This window comes from Azospirillum terrae (assembly GCF_053470425.1).
Genome location: NZ_JBPXMR010000001.1, coordinates 196,988 through 217,604 on the forward strand (window position 1 = coordinate 196,988; position 20,617 = coordinate 217,604).

Below are 20,617 nucleotides of genomic sequence, written 5' to 3' on the forward strand. Positions count from 1 at the left end.
GGCCCTACCGTGTTTTCATCCGATATCGGATGAATTGAGGGGGGCTACGCGCCGTGCTGCGCCTCTACGACAACCTGACCTCCGGCAACGGCTACAAGTGTCGGCTGATGCTGCACAAACTGGACATCCCGTACGAACGCATCGAACTGGACATCGACCGGGCCGAGACGCGCACGCCGGCTTTCCTCGCCAAGAACCCCAACGGCCGCATTCCCGCGCTGGAATTGGAGGATGGCTCCGTGCTCGCCGAATCGAATGCCATCATCTGGTATCTGGCGGAAGGCTCGCGCTTTCTGCCGGATGACCGGCTGGGGCGGGCGCAGGTGCTGCAATGGATGTTCTTCGAGCAGTACAGCCACGAACCGAACGTTGCGACCGTACGCTACTGGATCACCCACAACGTCGAGATGACGCCGGAGCGTACGCTGGCGCTGCCGACCAAGCGGCGGCTGGGATACGACGCGCTGGGGGTGATGGAGAGGCACTTGGAGAAGCGCCCGTTCTTCGTGGGCGACGGGTTGACCATCGCTGACATCGCGCTGTACGCGTACACCCACGTGGCGCACGAAGGCAGGTTCGACCTGTCGGCCACCCCGAACGTACGGGCATGGCTCGACCGCGTGGCGGCCGATTCGCCGCACATCCCCATCACGCGCGGGTGACGGGTCAGGCCAGGGCGAGAAAACCCACCGCCGCCACGATCAGCGCGAACAATCCGTAACGCAACAGCCGCCGCGAGAGCGGCGGCGTGTTGTCGTTGGCAACGGGTTGCACAAGGCGAGCCCGCCGCGCCGGGATGATGAACGCACCCGGAGACGGGGTGGCGCCATCGGCGCCACCCTTTCCGAACTGGGCTGTTGGCCGGTTAGCCACGCTGCGCCAGCGGAATGAACTCCCGCTTGGTCTCGCCGGTGTAGAGCTGACGCGGGCGGCCGATCTTCTGCTGCGGGTCCTCGATCATCTCCTTCCACTGCGAGATCCAGCCGACGGTGCGCGCCACGGCGAACAGAACCGTGAACATGCTGGTCGGGAAGCCCATCGCCTTCAGGATGATGCCCGAGTAGAAGTCGACGTTCGGGTACAGCTTCTTTTCGACGAAGTACGGGTCCTCGAGCGCGACCTTCTCCAGCGCCATGGCGATGTCGAGCAGCGGATCGTTCTTGATGCCCAACTCGCCGAGCACCTCGTGGCAGGTCTGGCGCATGACGGCGGCGCGCGGGTCGTAGTTCTTGTAGACCCGGTGACCGAAGCCCATCAGGCGGAAGTTGTCGTTCTTGTCCTTGGCGCGGCGGACGATCTCGGGGACGCGGTCCGCCGTGCCGATCTCCTCCAGCATCTTCAGCACGGCCTCGTTCGCACCACCGTGCGCCGGACCCCACAGCGAGGCGATGCCGGCAGCGATGCAGGCGAACGGGTTGGCGCCCGACGAGCCGGCGAGGCGAACCGTCGAGGTCGACGCGTTCTGCTCGTGGTCGGCGTGCAGGATGAAGATCTTGTCCATGGCCTTGGACAGGATCGGGTTGACCTTGTACGGCTCGCACGGCGTGCCGAACATCATGTACAGGAAGTTCTCCGCGTACGTCAGGTCGTTGCGCGGGTACATGAAGGGTTGGCCGGTCGAATACTTGTAGGCCATGGCGGCCATGGTCGGGATCTTGGCGATCAGACGGTGCGACGAGATCATCCGGTGCTGCGGATCGTCGATGTCGATCGAGTCATGATAGAAGGCCGAGAGCGCGCCGGTCACGCCGCACAGCACCGCCATCGGGTGCGCGTCGCGGCGGAAGCCGCTGTAGAAGCGCGAGATCTGCTCGTGCACCATCGTGTGGCGGCGGATAGTGTCTTCGAAGGTCTGCTTCTCCGAGGCGGTCGGCAGGTGGCCGTTCAGCAGGAGGTAGCAGACCTCGGGGAAGGTGGAGTGCTCGGCCAGATCTTCGATGGCATAACCGCGGTGCAACAGCACGCCGACGTCGCCGTCAATGTAGGTGAGCTTGGATTCGCAGCTGCCGGTCGAGGTGTAGCCCGGGTCGTAGGTGAAGTACCCGGTCTCGGCATACAGCTTGCGGATGTCGATGACGCTCGGGCCGGTGGCGCCGTGCAGCACGGGCATAGTGACTTGCTTGCCCGTGCGGTTGTCGATCAAAGTGACGGTGTCCGCGGTCTGACTCATCTCGGCACGTCCTTATTATGGGTGGGGGCGTTTCCTGCCCTTTCGAATCGGCGCAGCATAGTTCCACGTGCGCCGGATATCAACGCATGGAAATTAGCCGGCGCTGTTCTCCGGCAGTTGTCCCATGCGGGCCAGAGTCTCCTCACGGCCCAGCAATTCCGCCACTTCGAAGATGGGCGGAGAGACGGTGGAGCCGCTGAGCGCGGCGCGCAACGGTTGGGCGATCTTGCCCAGCTTCTCGCCGCGCTCCTCGGCAAACCCGCGCACGCGCGATTCGAGGGCGGCGGCGGTCCATTCCGGCTCCTGCGCGAACAGCGCGGCGAGATCCTTGAGCACCCCGCGGCCCGCCGCGTCGAGCAACGCCGTGGCTTTGTCGTCGAAGGACAGCGGCCGCGCGGCGACGTAGAACCTGGCGCTCTGCGCCAGATCCACCAGCGTGCGGGCGCGCTGCTTCAGGCCGTTCATGGCGCGGGTCAGCAGGTCGCGCTGGGCGTCCGTCAGCGAAACGCCAAGGTCCGCCTCCAGGCGCGGCACGATCAGCCCGACCAGCCGGGCATCGTCGGCCTGACGCATATAGTGGGCGTTCAGGTTTTCCAGCTTGGCGAAGTCGAATCGCGACGGCGAGCGGCCGATGCCCTCAAGGGTGAACCAGCCGATGGCCTGCTCGGTCGAAATGATCTCGTCATCGCCGTGCGCCCAGCCCAGGCGCAGCAGATAGTTGCGCAGCGCCTCGGGCAGATAGCCCATGTCGCGGTAGGCGTCGACGCCCAGCGCCCCGTGCCGCTTCGACAGCTTGGCGCCGTCCGGGCCGTGGATCAGCGGGATGTGCGCGAACTCTGGCAGGTCCCAGCCCATCGCCTTGTAGATCTGGATCTGCCGGAAGGTGTTGGTCAGGTGGTCGTCGCCACGCACCACGTGGGTGACGCCCATGTCGTGGTCGTCCACCACCACCGCCAGAAGATAGGTGGGCGTTCCGTCGGCGCGCAGCAGGATCAAGTCGTCGAGCTGCTGATTCTGCACCCGCACCTCGCCCTGCACGTGGTCGTTCAGCACCGTCTCGCCGGTCTGCGGCGCCCTCAGGCGAATCACCGGAGCGACGCCGGCCGGCGCCTCGGAGGCATCGCGGTCGCGCCAGCGGCCGTCGTAGCGCACCGGCTGGCCGGCGGCCTTCTGCGCCGCGCGCATGGCGTCCAGCTCCTCGGGGCTGGCGTAGCAATGGTACGCCTTGCCGGCCGCCAGCATCTGCTTCGCCACCTCGGCGTGGCGGTCCTTGCGGCCGAACTGCGAGAGGACGTCGCCGTCCCATTCCAGCCCCAGCCAGGACAGCCCGTCGAGAATCGCATCGACCGCCGCCTGCGTGGAGCGGGCGCGGTCGGTGTCCTCGATGCGCAGTTGGAAGGTGCCGCCGTGGTGCTTGGCAAACAGCCAGTTGAACAAAGCCGTGCGCGCACCGCCGATGTGGAGGAAGCCCGTGGGGGACGGCGCGAAACGAGTGACGACGCTCATCGGTGACTCAATTCTTCTGTGTGGCGCTGGTACACTGGTGCGGTGGTTTATCACATTCGGCCGCTTCGGGGAGGGCCTTCCATGCGGTCGGAGTGTGCGGTGCGGTGACGGACGGCCTTTTCGACGACGAATCACCCGTCGACACGGCTCCGCCAGCGGTGCAAGGGCCGTTCGGGCGCGCCGCGGCGTGGCTGGCTGACCGCCTGATCGAGGAGCGGGACCGCTGGTTCCTGTGGACCCCCGTTGGGCTGGGATTCGGTGTCGCCGCCTATTTCTTGCTGCCGACCGAGCCGCCCGGCTGGATGGGGGCGGCGCTGACCGGGGTGGCGGCGGTGCTGGCGTGGGCGCTCCGCCGTTGGACCTTGGGCCTCGCGGTGGCCTTGGCGATTCTCGCCGTCGCGGTCGGATTCGCGTCGGCCCAGGGGCGCACCGCCTTCATGGCTGACCCGATGCTGCGCAAGCCCATCGGCCCAGTGCTGGTGACTGGCCGCGTCGAGATCGTCGACCGCCTGCCGGAAGGCGCCCGTCTGGTGTTGCGGGAATTGAGCATTGAACGGCTGGCGCCTAAAGCAACGCCCGGCCGGGTGCGCCTGCGGCTGCCGGGGCGCCTGCCGTTGCCCGAGGCCGGCACCGTCGTGCGTCTGCGCGCCATGCTCACCCCACCGCCGGCGCCACCGGCGCCGGGCGGATTCGATTTCCAACGCAACGCCTTTTTTGACGGCATCGGCGGCTCCGGATTCGTGCTGAGCGCTGCGGTCGCGGTCGAGGGGCCGCCGCCGACGCTGTGGCGGGCGGTGATGATCGGCGTGGAGCGCCTGCGGGAGCGCATCTTCGAGCGCTGCCGGGCTGCGCTGCCGGAGCCGGAAGCCTCGATGACCGCGGCGCTGCTGAACGGCGAGCAAACCGGCATTCCCAAGCCGGTGATGGACGACATGCGGGCCAGCGGCCTGTCGCATCTGCTGTCGGTTTCGGGTCTGCATGTGGCGCTGGTCGCCGGACTGGTGTTCGCCGTGCTGCGCGGACTGTTGGCGCTGATCGAACCGCTGGCGCTGCGCTGGCCGATCAAGAAGATCGCGGCGGTCGGCGGCATCCTCGCTGCAGCCGGCTATCTGCTGGTGGTCGGGCCGCAGGCGCCGATGCTGCGCTCGGTGCTGATGAGCGGCATGGTGATGGCCGCCGTCCTGGTTGACCGCACCACGGTCAGCCTGCGGGTCATCGTGTTCGCCGGGCTCACCGTTCTGCTGATCCAGCCCGAGGGCATGCTCGGCCCGAGCTTCCAGATGTCGTTCGGCGCCGTGCTGGCGCTAATCTCGGCGTTCGAAGTGATGGCGCCGACGTTGCGCCGTTGGCAGGAAGGCGCCGGCTGGCCATTGAAGACGCTGCTGTACTTCACCGGCGTGGCGCTGTCGTCGGTGGTCGCCACGCTGGCGACCACACCGTTCTCGCTGTTCCACTTCCAGCAGGTGGCGCTGTATGGCGTGCTGTCCAACATGCTGGCGGTGCCGGTCACCTCGTTCTGGGTGATGCCCTGGGGCCTGCTGGCCTATGTTCTGCTGCCGATGGGATGGGAGGAGCCGGCGCTGGTCGCCATGGGGTGGGGCGTCACCGTCGTCATCTGGACGGCGCACCTGACGGCCGGATTGCCGGGCGCCACACTGCTGGTCCCGGCCATGCCGCTGGCGGGTCTGGTCGCCATCGTCCTGGGTGGGTTGTGGCTGGCGCTGTGGAGCGGGCGTTGGCGGTTGTGGGGGCTGGTGCCGGTGCTGCTCGGCCTGATTTCCCCGGTGTTCACCGTGCCGCCGGACGTGCTGGTGGCCGGCGACGGCAAGCTGCTGGCAGTGCGCGCCGCAGATGGGCGCCTGAGCCTGTCGAGCGCCACCGCCGCGCGCTTCATCGCCAACGCGTGGCTGAAGCGCGACGGGGTGGACACGCCGTCGGCGCCCTGGCCGAGGGGGGGCCGCAGCACCGATGGCCGGCTGGCGTGCGACGCGCTGGGCTGTGTCTACCGCAAGGACGGCCGGACGGTGGCTCTGTCTTCCAATTCCCAAGCGCAGGCGGAAGACTGCGGATCCGCCGATGCGGTGGTCAACCTTGAGCCGGCCCGCCACTGTCGGGCACCGTTGGTCATCGACCGCTGGGCGCTGCTGCGCGGCGGTACCCACGCGCTCTATGTCACCTCCGGCGGCGTCCGGGCGGAGAGCGTGCGGGAGCGGCGCGGGCAGCGTCCGTGGACCGTACCTTAGCGTTCAGAGATTCAATACTTGCGGAACAGGCCGACCAGCTTGCCTTGCACGCGCACACGGTCGGCGCCGAAGATACGGGTTTCGTAGGCGGCGTTGGCGGGCTCCAGCGCGATGGTGTTGCCCTTGCGGCGCAGGCGCTTCAGCGTCACCTCGCCGTCGTCCACCAGGGCGACGACGATGCTGCCATTGTCCGCGGTGTCGCAGCGCTGGATCACCACCGTGTCGCCGTCGAGGATGCCGGCTTCGACCATCGAGTCGCCGGCCACCTCAAGCGCGTAGTGGTCACCGGGCGTCAGCATGGTCGCCGGGACGTCCACGTAGTTGGAGTTGTCGCGCAACGCCTCGATGGGCGTGCCCGCGGCGATGCGGCCATAAAGGGGAAGTTGCACGGTCTCGGCCGCCGCCATCACCTCGCGGCCGGGGAGCGCCGCGGAGAAATCGCCCTTGATGACGTTGGGCTGGAACTTGGCGCGCGGCGGCCGGCCGGAGCCGCGGGCGTCCAACCCCTCGGGCAGCTTCAGCACCTCCAGCGCGCGGGCGCGGTGCGGTAGGCGGCGGATGAACCCGCGCTCCTCCAGGCCGGTAATCAGGCGGTGGATTCCCGACTTGGACTTAAGGTTCAGCGCGTCCTTCATCTCGTCGAACGAGGGCGAGACGCCGCCCTGGCCCAGCCGCTCGTTGATGAAGAGCAGCAGTTCGTGCTGCTTACGAGTGAGCATGTGTGCCTCCCGGCGAGCGCCGCGCTGGATCTGGAACAAAAGCAAAACGTCCACCAAACGTTCTAGTTTGGTTCTGCGCCGCCGTCAAGGCCCGAGAGGCGACTTTTTAGAGATCCAGGCAACCGCCGCAAAGCGGCAGGATCTCCACCCAGTCGCCCGGCTCGGCCGGCGGGGAACCCGGCTCGCGGACGACCAGCGCGTCGGCGCGGGCGAGCCGCGACGTCATGGCGCTGTCCTGGCGCGAGAACGGCGTGGCGACCGCCTCGCCCTGGTCGTTATGGGCCAGCGTCGCCCGCACGAAGTCGGCGCGCGCGTCGCAGGCGGGCAGGGGCGATGCCAGCCGGGCGAAATGCCGCCTGCCATCCGGCGTCAAGCCCTGGAGCGCCGCCAGCGCCGGTTTCAGGAACAGGATGGCGCACACCGCTGCTGACACCGGGTTGCCGGGCAGGCCGAGCAACCGCACGCCGCCGGCCCGGCCGAACAGCACTGCCTTGCCGGGCCGCATGGCCACCTCGTCGAACGCCAGCGCGCCGCCGCCGAGCACGGTGCGGACGTGATCGTAGTCGCCCTTGGACGCACCGCCGGCGGTGACCAGCAGGTCGGCACCCTCCGCCCCGGCGGCCAGGGCGGCCAGCGACTCCGGGGTGTCGGCGGCGACGCCCAGGTTGCTGGCGATGCCGCCCTGCGTGGTCACCAGCGCACACAGGCCGAAGGCGTTGGAACTGACGATCTGGCCGGGGCCGAGCGGCTCGCCGGGCAAACGCACCTCGTCGCCGGTGGCGAGCACGGCGACACGCGGCCGGCGATGCACCTTCAGCCAGGGCACGTTGGCCGCGGCGGCGAGCGCCACGTCGCGGCTGGTCACCCGGCGTCCGGCGGGCAGCACGGCCTCTCCCGCGCGGAAGTCCAGGCCGGCGGAGCGGACGAACTTGCCGGGTTTGGCGGCGATGGGGACGTGGACGGTGGCGGAGTCGGCGGTGCAATCCTCCTGCATCACCACGGCGTCGGCGCCGTCGGGCAGGGGGGCGCCGGTGAAGATGCGCACCGCTTGGCCGCGGCCGATGGTGCCGGCGAATCCGTGCCCGGCGGCGGATTCACCGATGCGGGTCAGGGCGATGGGAGACTTGGCCGAGGCGCCGGCCACGTCGGCGGCGCGCAGCGCCCAGCCGTCCATCATGGCCGCGGCGAAGGGCGGCTGCGTCAGGCGCGCCGTCACCGGTTCGGCCAGCACGCGGCCCAGCGCATCGGTCAGCGTCACCACCTCGGCCGGTAGGGCCGGGCAGGATGCCAGGATGCGCGCACGGGCCTCGGCGACGGAAATCATGTGGGCGTGGTCCCCCACTCGCCGCTCTTGCCGCCGGCCTTGTGGACAAGGCGGACCTCCGTGATGGTCATGCCGCGGTCCACCGCCTTGCACATGTCGTAGACGGTCAGCGCCGCCACCGAAACGGCGGTCAGCGCCTCCATCTCCACGCCGGTCTGGCCCTTCAGCTTGCAGGTGGCGGTGATGTCCACCGCGTTGCGCGCCGGCTCTACTGTCAAATCCACCTTCACCGAGGTCAGCGCCAGGGGGTGGCACAGCGGAATGAGGTCCGGCGTGCGCTTGGCGCCCATGATGCCGGCCAATCGCGCCACGCTCAGCACGTCACCCTTCTTGACGCCGCCTTCCATGATGAGCCGCAGCGTCTCCGGCTGCATGAGCACGGAGCCTTGCGCGGTGGCCGTGCGCGTCGTCTCCGCCTTGTCGGAGACGTCCACCATCACAGCGCGGCCTTCGGAATCGAAGTGTGTGAAGCCGGACATGGGCGTATCCCCTCAGGCGCGCGCCAGAAGCGCTCGGGTGGCGGCGGTGACGTCGTCTTGTCGCATCAGCGATTCGCCGACCAGGAAGCACCTGGCGCCCACGGCGGCCATGCGCGTCAGGTCGGCTGGGCTGTACAGGCCGCTTTCGGCGACCAGCATGCGGCCCGGCGGAACGTGCGACGCCAGTTCCTCCGTTGTCGCAAGATCGATCGCTAAAGTCTTGAGATTGCGGTTGTTTACACCAATCAACGGCAGGTCGATCTTCAGCGCACGATCCAGCTCCGGCCGGTCGTGCACCTCGACCAGCACGTCCATGCCGTAATGCTTGGCGGCGTCGGCCAACTCGCCGGCCTGGGCATCCTCCAACGCCGCCATGATCAGCAGAATGCAGTCGGCGCCCAGCGCACGGGCTTCAGCCACTTGATAAACATCGAGCATGAAGTCCTTGCGCAGCAACGGCAAATCCACCGCGGCGCGCGCGGCCACCAGATACTCGTCGCGGCCCTGGAAGTACGGCTCGTCGGTCAGCACCGACAGGCAGGTGGCGCCGCCTTCCCGATAGGCGCGGGCGAGCGTCGGCGGATCGAAGTCGGCGCGGATCAGACCCTTGGACGGGCTGGCCTTCTTGATCTCGGCGATCAGTCCGTAGCCGCCGGCATCCACCGTCCGGCGCAGCGCCGCCACGAAGCCACGCGGCGGATCGGCGGTGCGAGCCTCGGCCTCGACAGCGCTCAGCGGGTGTTCTGCCTTGCAGGCAGCGACGTGGACGCGCTTGTCGTCGCAGATACGGGTCAGAACGTCGCTCATGCCGCAACCTGCTCGTTGGTGATGGACACAAGGCGTTGCAGCACGGTGCGTGCCCCTCCGGAATCAATGGCTTGGCGGGCGAGGTTCACACCGGACTTCAGGTCGTCCACCTTGCCGCCGACGATCAGCGCCGCGGCGGCGTTCAGCAGCACGATGTCACGGTAGGCGCCGGGCGCGCCGTCCAGCAGCGCCCGCATGGCCGCGGCGTTCTCGTGCGCGTCGCCGCCCTTCAGCGCCTCGGAGCTGGCGGCGGACAGGCCGGCGTCCTGCGGCGTCACCTCGAACACGGTGACGTCACCGTCCTTGAGCTGCGCCACTTTGGTGCTGCCGGTCGTGGTGATCTCGTCCAGTCCCTGGCCGTGCACCACCCAGGCCACGTCCGAGCCCAGGCGCTTCAGCACGTGCGCCAGCGGTTCCACCCACTGCGGCGAAAACACGCCGAGCAACTGGCGCTTGGCGGTCGCCGGGTTGGACAGCGGGCCCAGGAGGTTGAACACGGTGCGGGTGCCCAGCTCGACCCGCGTCGGGCCGACGTTGCGCATGGCGAGGTGGTGGCGCGGCGCCATCAGGAAGCCGATGCCGGCCTCCCACAGCGCCTTGCGGACCAGGCTCATGTCGCAGTCCAAATTGACGCCCAGCGCGGCCAGCACGTCGGCGGCGCCGGACTTCGACGACAGCGCGCGGTTGCCGTGCTTGGCGACCGGCACGCCGCAGGCCGCAACTACCAGCGCCGCGGCGGTGGAAATGTTGTAGGTGCCCGAGCCGTCGCCGCCCGTGCCGCAGGTGTCGATGGTGCCCGGCGGCGCCTCGATGGGGATGGCCTTGGAGCGCATGATGCGCGCCGCCCCGGTGATCTCCTCCACCGTCTCGCCGCGCACGCGCAACGCCATCAGGAAGCCGCCCATCTGCGAGGGCGTGGCGTTGCCGGTCATAATGGTGTCGAAGGCCAGCTCGGATTCCGCCTCGCTCAGCACGGCGCCGGTCGCCACCTTGGCGAGGATCGCCTTCATGTCGGTGATGTCGCCGTGCGGGCTCATGCGGCGGTCTCCAGCCGGCGGGTGGTGCCCAGGAAGTTCTGCAGGATCGCGTGGCCGTGCTCGCTCTCGATGCTTTCCGGGTGGAACTGCACGCCGTGGATCGGCAATTCCTTGTGCATCAGCGCCATGATCAGGCCGTCGCCGCTCTCGCCAACCACCTCCAGGCACGACGGCAGGCTCTCGCGCTCGACCACCAGCGAATGGTAGCGCGTGGCGCGGAACGGCGAGGGCAGGCCGGTCAGCACGCCGCGCCCGGTGTGCCGCATCGAATCGACCTTGCCATGCATGGGCACGGGGGCGCGCACCACCTTGCCGCCGAACGCCTGCCCGATGGCCTGATGGCCCAGGCAGACGCCCATCAGCGGGATGCGCGCCTTGGCCGCCGCGTCGATCAGCGGCAGGCAGATGCCGGCCTTGTCCGGGTCGCAGGGGCCGGGCGACAGCACGATGCCCTCGGGCCGGAGGTCCATCGCGTCCTGAACCGAAAGCGCATCGTTGCGCCACACCCGCACGTCGGCGCCCAACTCACCCAGGTAATGGACGAGGTTGTACGTGAAGCTGTCGTAATTATCGATCAGGAGCAGCATGGCATGGTCCGACGTTTGACGGGGCGGCGTTCGGCGCGGGGCGTTCCGGCCTCGTCCCCGGGAACGGGTACCCTAGCCGTCCGCCGGCCAGATTTCCAGACACGGATTTTCAGCCCCGCGCGGCTGTTGCGGCGCGGCCCGGCGGATGCCACCTTGGGCGCCATGTGAGCGACAGGAGGAGCACGCCGGATGGCGGGCAAGCGCAAGACCGTCCGCAAGGGGAGCGCCGCACGGCCCTTCCTGCTGGCGCTGGCCGCGGTGGCGGCAGTGTTCGGCGTGGCGGTGCTGGCCGCGAAGCTCACCGGCGCGCCCACCGAGCCACCCAAGCCGGTGGTGAAGGTCGCCGCGCCCGTGGTCGAATCGCCACCTTCACCTGTGGCGACCACCGAGCCGGAACCGGGCGTGCCGTTCGACGAGCCGGAACCCGCCGCGGCGCGGCCGCTCCAGACCGCCATGCTGCCGCCGCCGATTCCGCCGGCTACCGGCGGGCAACCGCCCTGGCTGAAGAACGCCATCCCGGCACCACCGACCGCGGGCCGTCCGGCCATCGCCATCGTCGTCGACGATTTGGGACTGGACCGCAAGCGCTCGGCCCGCACGGTGAAGCTGCCGGCGCCGCTGACGCTGGCGTGGCTGCCCTACGCGCAGGACCTGCGCGAACAGACGCGGGCGGCGCGCGCCGCCGGGCATGAATTGCTGCTGCACATTCCCATGGAGCCCAGCGTGCAGGCCGACCCCGGCCCCGACGCGCTGTTGGTGCGCCTCTCCCGCGACGAGATCCAGCGCCGGTTCACGCAGGCGCTTGCCAGCTTCGACGGTTACGTCGGCGTCAACAACCACATGGGCAGCCGCTTCACTGCCGACCGTGGCGCCATGGCGCCGGTACTGGCCGAGGTGCAGCGGCGCGGCCTGCTGTGGCTGGACAGCCGCACCTCGTCCTCCACGGTGCCGGCGGCGCTGGCCGGTGAGATGAAGATGCCCTTCGCCGGGCGTGACATCTTCCTCGACAACGTCGAGACGGTGTCCGCGGTGCGCGCACAGCTCGCCAAGACCGAGGCGGCGGCTCGCCACCAGGGCTTCGCCATCGCCATCGGCCATCCGCACGACTCCACGCTGGAGGCGCTGGCCTCCTGGCTGCCCGACGTGCAGAAGCGCGGTTTCGTCCTTGTCCCCGTCAGCGCCGTGGTCCGCGCCCGCTGCGCCTGCGGCTGAATTTTCAACACCTCAGGAGGTCTTTATGAGCGAGAAGTACAAGGTTGACGGTATGACCTGCGGCGGCTGCGCCCGCTCGGTGACCAACGCCATCACCAAGCTGTCCCCCGGCGCCAAGGTCGAGGTCGATCTGCCCACCGGCACCGTCACCGTGGATGGCGCCGACGCCGATGCGGTCAAGAACGCCGTGGAGGGCGCGGGGTTCGACTTTGGCGGGAAGGCGGCCTGATCCCCTCTCCCGTCGCGGGAGAGGGTTTGCACCCCGCCTTCCACACCAGCAGCCCGGCCGACCAGCCCAGCGACACCGCCAACCCGGCCGCCAGCGCCCACCAGCGCCCGGCCGGGACGGCCAGCAGGTGCACGGTCAGCACCGACAGCAAAAAGCCGGGGTTGGCGATCACCGCGCCGCGCATGGTCGCCGACGCCGCGGCTCCGCCCAGGCGCTGGTGAACCACGGCGGTGAGGCTCGACAGGGCGATGGGGAAGATGGCACCGATGCCCGTGGCGGCCGGGCCGATCAGCGAACTGGCGGTGGTGACGCCCACCACCAGCAATCCCACCAGCACCGCGCGCAGCGGCACGTCGTACCAGCGCGACACCGGCCGCCGGGTTACCGGTTCGGGCGCGCTGCGGCGCAGAAGCCGATAGGCCAGGACATACGCCGCGACATTGGCGGCCAGCGCCGCCGCCACAGTCCACGGCACGAATCGCAGCAGCACCGCGCCGCCGATCCACAAGGCGATGGCGCCGCCCAGGCTGGCCGGCAGGCGGGCGCGCGGCGAGGCCAGCACCAGCGCCACCAGATACGCGATCATGGTGACGTTGGTCGCCACGCTGGACAGCGCGGCCTGGGCGATGAACGCGTCGTCGTGGTCGATGGCCAGCAGTACGTAGGCCGGGCCGGTCGAGACGGGCAGGGTGGCGATCAGGCCGCCGAAGAACGGCCCCACCCGCTCCGCCGCCAGCGACGCCAGCACCACGACACCCGACGCCGCGACCACGCGGACCAGAAGCGGCAGCCAGTCCGCTTCGGTCATCGTCTATCCAGCCGGGCCGGCGTCAGCGGCCATTGGCGGCGTGCACGGCCTCTTCGGCGGCGCGGATCAGGGCCATGGCCTTGTTCATGGTCTCCTGGTACTCGGACTCCGGGTCGCTGTCGGCGACGATGCCGGCGCCGGCCTGGACGTAGAGCATGCCGTCCTTGATCACCGAGGTGCGCAGCGCGATGCAGGTGTCCATCGCCCCGTTGGCGCCGAAATAGCCGATGCAGCCGGCGTAGACGCCGCGCCGGGCTTTCTCCAGCTCGTCGATGACCTCCATGGCGCGGACCTTCGGCGCCCCCGACACCGTGCCGGCCGGAAAGCCGGCGGCCAGCGCGTCGAGCGCCGAATGGCTGGGGTCCAGTTCGCCCTCGACGCTGGAGACGATGTGCATGACGTGGCTGTAGTACTCCACCGCCATTTTCTGCGTCACCTTGACGGTGCCGATCTTGGCGATGCGGCCCACGTCGTTGCGGCCGAGGTCGAGCAGCATGAGGTGCTCGGCCAGTTCCTTGGGATCGGCCAGCAGATCGGCGGCCAGCGCCTCGTCCTCCTCCGGCGTGGCGCCGCGCTTGCGGGTGCCGGCCAGCGGACGGATGGTGATCTTGCCGTCGCGCAGGCGGACCAGGATCTCCGGGCTCGACCCGACGATGGCCAGCTCGCCGAAATCCAGGTGGAACAGGAACGGCGAGGGGTTCAGCCGGCGCAGCGTGCGGTACAGCGCCAGCGGCGACAGCTTGAACGGCACCCGCAGGCGTTGCGAGGGCACGACCTGGAAGATGTCGCCGGCGCGGATGTACTCCTTCGCCGCCTCCACGATGCCGTGATATTCCTCGCGCGTCGTGTTGCTGGTCGGCGTGAGCGGCAGCCCGCCCTCGACGCGCGGCTCGCGGCGGAACGGCAGCGGCCGGCCGAGATCGGCCACCGCGTCGGCCAGACGCTCCGACGCGCGGGCGTAGGCGGCCTGCGCGTCGACTCCCGTCTGCGGCCACACCGGGGTCACCAGCGTCACCGAATCCGCATGGCTGTCGAAGATGGCGACGATGCTCGGCCGCGTCATGATGGCGTCGGGGATGTCCAGCTCGTCCGGATTGTTGTCCGGCAGCCGCTCCATCAGCCGCACCATGTCGTAGCCCAGATAGCCGAACAGGCCCGCCGCCATGGGCGGCAACTCGTCCGGCAGCTCGATCCGGCTCTCGTCGATCAGCGCGCGCAGCGTGTCCAGCGGCTTGCCGGGGTGCGGCTCGTAGGCGGCGCCGTCGTAGAGCGCGCGGCGGTTGATCTCCGCCGCCCCGCGCCGGCAGCGCCACACCAGATCCGGCTTGAAGCCGATCACCGAATAGCGGTCGCGGCGTGAGCCGTGCCCGCGCTCGGCCGACTCCAGCAGGAAGCCGAAGGGCCGCCCGTCCGCCAGCTTGAGGTAGGCGGAGACCGGCGTCTCCAGATCGCTGACCAGCGTGGTCCACACCACCTGCGGCCGCCCGGCAACGTAGGCGAGATCGAAGGCGGTGAAATCGGGCAGGACCTTCACGGGATGAACTCCGGTGCGCTGGTTGGTGGGCTGGTTACGGGGTGGCGTACATCTGGGCGATGCGGTCCTGGTGGACCGTGACCGGGAACTCCTTCTGGAGCGCCTGGGCGAACTCGTTCATCAGGTCGCCTTCCATCCCGCGTGCCACGGTCGCCTCGATCTGGGCGAGGTTGGCGTCCTTGGCGGCCGGATCGGCGGCGATGATCTCGCGCAGGCGGGCGACCAACTGGGCGTCGCCCGAGGCGCCGGACACCACATCGTCCGGCTTGGCATCGAACAGGCGGGCGACCATCTCCGGCGTCAGGCCGGTGGCGTTCTGGGCGCTGCGGGTGAACGGCTCGGTCATGGAGAAGCTGGCCCCGGATGCCTGAGCGATCGCCTGGGCGCTCGCCTCCTTGCCGGTCTTCAGCTGCTCGCCGATCTGCTTGGCCTTCTCGGCGGCCTTCCGGGCGCGCTCCTCGTCCTGCCAGCCGGCGATCACCGCGTCGCGCACCTCGGCCAGCGGCTTCACCGCGGCCGGCGTGATGGAATCGACACGCACGGCGTAATACGCGCCGGACTTGCCCTCGGTGAGGTTGCTGTTGGCGCCCTGACGCAGGCCGAAGGCGGTCTGGACCATTTGCGGCAGGTCGGCACCACCCGGCACCGGCTTGCCCTGCGGGTCCTTGCCAGTGCTGTCCACGGCGGCGATCTTGGCGAGGTTCAGGCCCTGGGCGTGCGCCAGCTCTTCCAGCGTGGCGCCGCCGGCCAAGCGGTCGTCCAGGCGGTTCGACACCTGATAGAGCTGCTCGGCGGCGCGCTCCGTCTTCAGTTCGGCGCGCAATTGGTCCTTCACCTCATCGAAGGTCCGCTCCGCGGGCGGCTGCACAGCGGTGACGGACAGCACGTGCCAGCCCAGGGGGCTCTTCACCGGCGCGCTCACCTCACCCTGCTTCAGTGCGAAGGCGGCCTCGCCGATCTCCGGCAGCTCGTCCTTGCGAATGTTGTCCAGGGAGACGGCTTCGACGCCGTTCGCCTTGGCGGCGTCGGTCAGCGAACCGGCCCGCGCGGCGTCGGCGACCGCCTTGGCCTTGGCTTCGTCGTCCAGCACGGCCATGAGGATGGTCCGGCGCTCGGGCGTGATGAAGTCGCCGGCGCGCTCGGCATAGACGGTGCGCAGCTGGTCGTCGGTGATCGTGATGTCCTTGGCGACCGCGTCGACGGTCAGCTCGACCGTGGTGATGCCGCGGTATTCCGGTGCGGTGAAGCGGACCTGATGGTCCTCATAATAGCGCAGCTGCGCCGCCTCGTCCGGAGTGGGGACGTCGGTGATGCTGGCATTGGGGATGGTGATCACCTCGGCCACGCGCTTTTCGTCGCGGTAGCGGAACAGATCCTCGACCAGCGGCTTCGGCACCTTCGTGCCGGCCCCGACCGCCGAGGCGATCACGCCGCGCGCGATCTCGCGGCGCATCAGAGCGGCGTAGCCCTGCTCGGTCAGGCTGTTCTGGCGTAGCACGGCGGCGAACTGGGCGCGGTCGAACTGGCCGTTGGGGGCGCGGAACTGCGGCTCCTCCGCGATGCGCTGGCGGATGGTGTCGTCGCCGACCGCTATGCCGGCGCGCTTGGCGGCCAGATCGTACAGCGTGCGCTGCACCAGCGTCGCTATCGACTGGTCGACGAGGCCGAACTGGCGGGCCTGCTCGACGGTCAGCTCGCCGCCGAACATCGGGCGCAGGCGGTCCATCTGTCGGCGGAATTCTGCGTCCAGCTCGGCACGGGTGATCTCCACCGGGCCGACATCGGCCACCACGTTGCTGGGGGCGGCGGAGCGGCGCACGACGTCGCCGATGCCCCACACGCCGAAGCTGGCGATGAGAAGGACGAACAGGATCTTGACGACCCACGAGCCGGCGGTGTTGCGAATGGACTGAAGCATGATGCCCGGTAAAGCGCGGAAAATCGGCCGGATCGGCCGGGACGCGCATCATAGGAAGCGCGGGGAGGCGCGGCAACCGGTGATTTCCCTTCCGTGCTGCCCGGGTTGGACCGGCTGAGACGGGCGGGTTGAAAGGGACGGGGGCGCTTGCTAGACACAGCGGCACGCGAAAAACCCGAACGGGAGGAATGAGTCCGCCATGACCGCACGCCGCAAGCTGATCGCCGGAAACTGGAAGATGAACGGGCTGAAGGCCGACGGGCTGCAACTCGCCTCCGACCTCGCCGGGCGCCTGAACGGCGCCGGGGCGGTGCCGTTCGACATGCTCGTCTGCCCGCCGTTCCCGCTGTTGTTCCCGGTCGGCGAGGCCATCAAGGGTTCGCCGCTGGCGCTGGGCGGTCAGGACTGCTCGCCCAAGCAGAAGGGTGCGCACACCGGCGACACCAGCCCGGTCATGCTGAAGGACGCCGGCTGCGCCTACGTCATCGTGGGCCACTCCGAGCGCCGCCAGGACCACGCCGAGACCGACGAGACGGTGGCCGCCAAGGCCGCCGCCGCGCACGCCGAGGGCTTGGTCGCCATCGTTTGCGTCGGCGAGACTTGGGGTGAGCGCGAGGCCGGCACGGCGCAGGCCGTCGTCGGCCGGCAGATCGCCGGCTCGCTGCCCGCGGGCGCGACGGCGGCGAACACCGTCGTCGCCTACGAGCCGGTGTGGGCCATCGGCACCGGCAAGGTCGCCACCCCGCAGGACGTGGCGGACATGCACGCCTTCATCCGCAAGGAGCTTCAGGCGCGTCTGCCGGACGCTGACAAGGTGCGCATCCTCTATGGCGGCTCGGTGAAGCCGGACAACGCCGGGGAGTTGATGGCGACCGACAACGTCGACGGCGCGCTGGTCGGCGGGGCATCGCTGAAGGCGGACGATTTCTGGGCCATCGGCACCAGTTGCCGCTAGCATCCCCGGAGGATGCGCGTTAAAACGACGGGGCTGCGCGCCGCGGGGCCGATCATAAGGACCCGCGGCGCGCTCTCGGTTTGCGCGCTTGGTTTTCGACACCGATTTGGGCACAGGGATTAGACGTTCATGCATGCGGTGATTCTGGTTGTTCACCTTATGGTCGCGATCGCGATGGTCGGCGTGATCCTCATCCAGCGCTCGGAGGGCGGCGGTCTGGGGATCGGCGGCGGAACGATGGGCGGCATGACGACCGCCCGCGGCGCCGCCAACCTTCTGACGCGCACCACCGGCATCCTGGCCGGCATCTTCATGACCACCAGCGTCATCCTGGCGATCATGGCCGGCGGCCCGTCGAAGCCGGCGTCGATCATCGACACCATGCCGGCCCAGCAGGCCCCGGCGGCGCCCGCCGCCCCGGCCCAGCCGGCTCCGCCGGTCGCCCGGTAAGCGGGGGCGGCAACAGCGACGGTACAAGAGAGGCGGCCCCCCCGAAGCCGCCTCTTTCCTTTGGAGGGCTTGTTTAAAGGCCCTCCAGACTCGGGGAACGGTTCAGGCTTGGGGTCTTCGGACAATCATGACTCGGTACATCTTCATCACCGGTGGCGTCGTTTCCTCGCTGGGCAAGGGCCTGGCCTCCGCGGCGCTGGGCGCCTGCCTGCAAGCGCGCGGCTACAAGGTCCGCCTGCGCAAGCTCGACCCCTATCTCAACGTCGATCCGGGCACCATGAGCCCGTACCAGCATGGTGAGGTCTATGTCACCGACGACGGTGCCGAAACCGACCTCGACCTCGGCCACTACGAGCGCTTCACCGGCGTGGCGGCGCGCAAGAGCGACAACATCACCACCGGCCGCATCTACTCCAACGTCATCGCCAAGGAGCGCCGCGGCGACTATCTGGGCGCCACCGTGCAGGTGATCCCGCACGTCACCGACCAGATCAAGGAGTTCATCCGCTCCGACGTGACGGATGAGGACTTCATCCTGTGCGAGATCGGCGGCACGGTCGGCGACATCGAATCGCTGCCGTTCCTGGAAGCCATCCGCCAGTTCGGCAACGAGGTGGGGCCGGAGCGCGCGCTGTTCGTGCACCTGACGCTGCTGCCCTATATCCCCACCGCCGGCGAGCTGAAGACTAAGCCGACCCAGCACTCGGTGAAGGAGCTGCTGGGCGTCGGCATCCAGGCCAACATCCTGCTGTGCCGTGCCGACCGCCCGATTCCCGAGAACGAGCGCAAGAAGATCGCGCTGTTCTGCAACATCCGCCCCGAGCGCGTCATCGCCGCTCTGGACGTGGACAACATCTATCAGGTGCCGGTCAGCTATCACGAGGAAGGCTTCGACGATCAGGTCCTGGCCTATTTCGGCCTGCCGGCGAAGGCCAACCCCGACCTGTCGCGCTGGACCACCATCGCCGAGCGCGTGCGCAAGCCGCAGGGCGAGGTGACCATCGCCGTCGTCGGCAAGTACATCAGCCTGCTGGACAGCTACAAGTCGCTGGCCGAGGCGCTGACGCACGGCGGCATCGCCAACAACGTCAAGGTCAAGCTGGACTGGATCGATTCGGAGATCTTCGAGACCGGCGGCGCCGTTCAGCGGCTGGAGCACGTGCATGGCATCCTGGTGCCCGGCGGCTTCGGCTCGCGCGGCACCGAGGGCAAGATCGAGGCGGCCAAGTTCGCCCGCGAGCGCAAGGTGCCGTACTTCGGCATCTGCTTCGGCATGCAGATGGCGGTCATCGAGGCGGCGCGCAACCTCGCCGGCATTGTCGACGCCGGCTCCACCGAGTTGGGCAAGCCCGGCAACCCGGTGGTCGGCCTGATGACCGAATGGATGCGCGGCAACCAGCTTGAGAAGCGTGTGGAGGCCGGCGACCTGGGCGGCACCATGCGCCTGGGCGCCTACGCGGCGAAGCTGCTGGAGGGTTCCAAGGTGGCGGAGATCTACGGCACCACCGAGATTTCCGAGCGCCACCGCCACCGCTACGAGGTCAACGTCTACTACAAGGAGCGGCTGGAGAAGGTTGGCATGCTGTTCTCCGGCCTGTCGCCGGACGGCGAACTGCCGGAGATCGTCGAGATCCCCGAGCACCCCTGGTTCATCGGCGTGCAGTTCCATCCGGAACTGAAGTCGAAGCCCTTCGACCCGCACCCGCTGTTCACCTCGTTCATCCAGGCGGCCATCGCGCAGAGCCGGTTGGTCTGATCCATCGTTGAGGCGGGGGAGGCGTTGCCTCTCCCGCACCGCGACCCAGCTTTCCCTCCCAGGAGGTCCGAACCACGGACCCGCATCATGGGAGGGAAGGGATCATGTCCGAGGTGACCATCGACGCCGCCGATGGCGGCCAATTCTCCGCCTATCTCGCCAAGCCGACCCAGACGTTGCCGGGGACGCTGGCGCCGGGCATCGTCGTCATCCAGGAAATCTTCGGCGTCAACCACGTCATGCGCGAGCTGTGCGACGGCTTCGCCGCGCAAGGCTATCTGGCCGTCTGCCCGGACCTGTTCTGGCGCCAGGAGCCGGGAATCCAGCTCTCCGACAAGAGCCAGGAGGAGTGGAACCGCGCCTTCGCCCTGATGAACGGCATGAATCAGGACAAGGCGGTGGACGACCTGAAGACGACGCTGGCGTGGCTGCGCCGGCAACCGGAATGCTCGGGCAAGGCGGGGACGGTCGGCTACTGCCTGGGCGGGCGGCTGGCGTTCATGATGGCGACGCGCTCGGCGGCCGACGCCAACGTCAGCTACTACGGCGTCGGGCTGGACGCGTTGCTGGGCGAGTTGGACCGCATCACCAAGCCGCTGCTGATGCACGTGGCTGAGCAGGACAAGTTCGTACCGCCCGCGGCGCGCGACAAGGTCGTCACAACGGTGACGAAGAACCCGCGCGTCACGCTGCACGTCTACCCCGGCGTCAACCACGCCTTCGCCCGCGTCGGCGGTGAGCACTATGACAAGGACGCGGCCGACCTCGCCAACCAGCGCACGGCAGCCTTCTTCAAGCAGCATCTTGGTTGACCCGGAACCCGATTCTCTGGGATGTGAGGGCGGGAGGGCAGAGGCGCCCTCCCGCCCGCCTTCAGGAGTTC

19 protein-coding genes are annotated in these 20,617 nt (G+C 69.0%); 8 read left to right on the forward strand and 11 right to left on the reverse strand.

Annotated features, from left to right (window positions below; all coding sequences use genetic code 11):
- Window positions 1–53: 53 nt before the first annotated feature.
- Window positions 54–662, forward strand: coding sequence for a glutathione S-transferase family protein (locus tag ACSVDD_RS00895; RefSeq protein ID WP_448187401.1), 609 nt, complete (start codon window positions 54–56; stop codon window positions 660–662).
- Window positions 663–865: 203 nt separating this feature from the next.
- On the opposite strand, the gene gltA is transcribed toward ACSVDD_RS00895, so the two are convergent.
- Complete coding sequence (gene gltA, locus ACSVDD_RS00900; RefSeq protein ID WP_448187402.1) at window positions 866–2,170, reverse strand: citrate synthase; 1,305 nt, start codon at window positions 2,168–2,170, stop codon at window positions 866–868.
- Between the two features lie 93 nt (window positions 2,171–2,263).
- Window positions 2,264–3,676 carry a glutamate--tRNA ligase gene (gene gltX / locus ACSVDD_RS00905; RefSeq protein ID WP_448187403.1) on the reverse strand — a complete coding sequence of 471 codons (1,413 nt, stop codon included), beginning with the start codon at window positions 3,674–3,676 and terminating at the stop codon, window positions 2,264–2,266.
- A 104-nt stretch (window positions 3,677–3,780) separates the two neighbouring features.
- Here gltX and ACSVDD_RS00910 point away from each other — a divergent pair, with 104 nt between their 5' ends.
- Complete coding sequence (locus ACSVDD_RS00910) at window positions 3,781–5,919, forward strand: ComEC/Rec2 family competence protein (protein ID WP_448187404.1); 2,139 nt, start codon at window positions 3,781–3,783, stop codon at window positions 5,917–5,919.
- A gap of 11 nt (window positions 5,920–5,930) precedes the next feature.
- On the opposite strand, the gene lexA is transcribed toward ACSVDD_RS00910, so the two are convergent.
- The 6 genes from lexA to ACSVDD_RS00940 all read right to left on the reverse strand — a co-directional run bounded on the left by lexA (window position 5,931) and on the right by ACSVDD_RS00940 (window position 10,872).
- Window positions 5,931–6,638 (reverse strand): transcriptional repressor LexA, encoded by a 708-nt coding sequence (gene lexA, locus ACSVDD_RS00915; protein ID WP_448187405.1) that lies wholly within the window; start codon window positions 6,636–6,638, stop codon window positions 5,931–5,933.
- A gap of 106 nt (window positions 6,639–6,744) precedes the next feature.
- A complete protein-coding gene (locus ACSVDD_RS00920; protein ID WP_448187406.1) occupies window positions 6,745–7,962 on the reverse strand; it encodes a molybdopterin molybdotransferase MoeA in 1,218 nt (405 codons plus the stop codon).
- Entirely contained in the window at window positions 7,959–8,441 is a 483-nt protein-coding gene (gene moaC / locus ACSVDD_RS00925; RefSeq protein WP_448187407.1) for a cyclic pyranopterin monophosphate synthase MoaC, read from the reverse strand. The genes ACSVDD_RS00920 and moaC overlap by 4 nt, the downstream gene beginning before the upstream one ends.
- A gap of 12 nt (window positions 8,442–8,453) precedes the next feature.
- The gene (gene trpC, locus ACSVDD_RS00930; protein ID WP_448187408.1) at window positions 8,454–9,248 is read right to left on the reverse strand and encodes an indole-3-glycerol phosphate synthase TrpC; all 795 of its coding nucleotides are present in this window, start codon (window positions 9,246–9,248) and stop codon (window positions 8,454–8,456) included.
- Window positions 9,245–10,285: an anthranilate phosphoribosyltransferase gene (gene trpD / locus ACSVDD_RS00935; protein WP_448187409.1), complete on the reverse strand. Its 1,041-nt coding sequence runs from the start codon at window positions 10,283–10,285 to the stop codon at window positions 9,245–9,247. Before trpD ends, trpC begins: the two co-directional genes overlap by 4 nt.
- A complete protein-coding gene (locus tag ACSVDD_RS00940; RefSeq protein WP_448187410.1) occupies window positions 10,282–10,872 on the reverse strand; it encodes an anthranilate synthase component II in 591 nt (196 codons plus the stop codon). Before ACSVDD_RS00940 ends, trpD begins: the two co-directional genes overlap by 4 nt.
- Window positions 10,873–11,061: 189 nt before the next feature.
- Between ACSVDD_RS00940 and ACSVDD_RS00945 the strand changes: the two genes are divergently transcribed.
- Together ACSVDD_RS00945 and ACSVDD_RS00950 are read left to right on the forward strand one after the other, a co-directional pair.
- Window positions 11,062–12,084: a divergent polysaccharide deacetylase family protein gene (locus ACSVDD_RS00945; RefSeq protein ID WP_448187411.1), complete on the forward strand. Its 1,023-nt coding sequence runs from the start codon at window positions 11,062–11,064 to the stop codon at window positions 12,082–12,084.
- A 25-nt stretch (window positions 12,085–12,109) separates the two neighbouring features.
- Window positions 12,110–12,313: a heavy-metal-associated domain-containing protein gene (locus ACSVDD_RS00950; protein WP_448187412.1), complete on the forward strand. Its 204-nt coding sequence runs from the start codon at window positions 12,110–12,112 to the stop codon at window positions 12,311–12,313.
- On the opposite strand, the gene ACSVDD_RS00955 is transcribed toward ACSVDD_RS00950, so the two are convergent.
- From ACSVDD_RS00955 to ACSVDD_RS00965, 3 genes are read right to left on the reverse strand one after another with little or no spacing between them, the layout of a single operon-like run.
- A complete protein-coding gene (locus ACSVDD_RS00955; RefSeq protein WP_448187413.1) occupies window positions 12,261–13,121 on the reverse strand; it encodes a hypothetical protein in 861 nt (286 codons plus the stop codon). The genes ACSVDD_RS00950 and ACSVDD_RS00955 overlap by 53 nt on opposite strands.
- Before the next feature lie 22 nt (window positions 13,122–13,143).
- A complete protein-coding gene (gene trpE / locus ACSVDD_RS00960; RefSeq protein WP_448187414.1) occupies window positions 13,144–14,655 on the reverse strand; it encodes an anthranilate synthase component I in 1,512 nt (503 codons plus the stop codon).
- Between the two features lie 34 nt (window positions 14,656–14,689).
- Window positions 14,690–16,573, reverse strand: a complete 1,884-nt coding sequence (locus ACSVDD_RS00965; protein WP_448187415.1) for a peptidylprolyl isomerase — start codon at window positions 16,571–16,573, stop codon at window positions 14,690–14,692.
- A 199-nt stretch (window positions 16,574–16,772) separates the two neighbouring features.
- Here ACSVDD_RS00965 and tpiA point away from each other — a divergent pair, with 199 nt between their 5' ends.
- The 4 genes from tpiA (at window position 16,773) to ACSVDD_RS00985 (ending at window position 20,546) form a co-directional block, all read left to right on the forward strand.
- Window positions 16,773–17,528 (forward strand): triose-phosphate isomerase, encoded by a 756-nt coding sequence (gene tpiA, locus ACSVDD_RS00970; protein ID WP_448187416.1) that lies wholly within the window; start codon window positions 16,773–16,775, stop codon window positions 17,526–17,528.
- Window positions 17,529–17,657: 129 nt separating this feature from the next.
- The gene (gene secG / locus ACSVDD_RS00975; protein WP_448187417.1) at window positions 17,658–17,978 is read left to right on the forward strand and encodes a preprotein translocase subunit SecG; all 321 of its coding nucleotides are present in this window, start codon (window positions 17,658–17,660) and stop codon (window positions 17,976–17,978) included.
- Between the two features lie 127 nt (window positions 17,979–18,105).
- Window positions 18,106–19,734: a CTP synthase gene (pyrG, locus tag ACSVDD_RS00980; protein ID WP_448187418.1), complete on the forward strand. Its 1,629-nt coding sequence runs from the start codon at window positions 18,106–18,108 to the stop codon at window positions 19,732–19,734.
- A gap of 104 nt (window positions 19,735–19,838) precedes the next feature.
- Window positions 19,839–20,546 (forward strand): dienelactone hydrolase family protein, encoded by a 708-nt coding sequence (locus ACSVDD_RS00985; protein ID WP_448187419.1) that lies wholly within the window; start codon window positions 19,839–19,841, stop codon window positions 20,544–20,546.
- Window positions 20,547–20,617 lie beyond the last annotated feature (71 nt).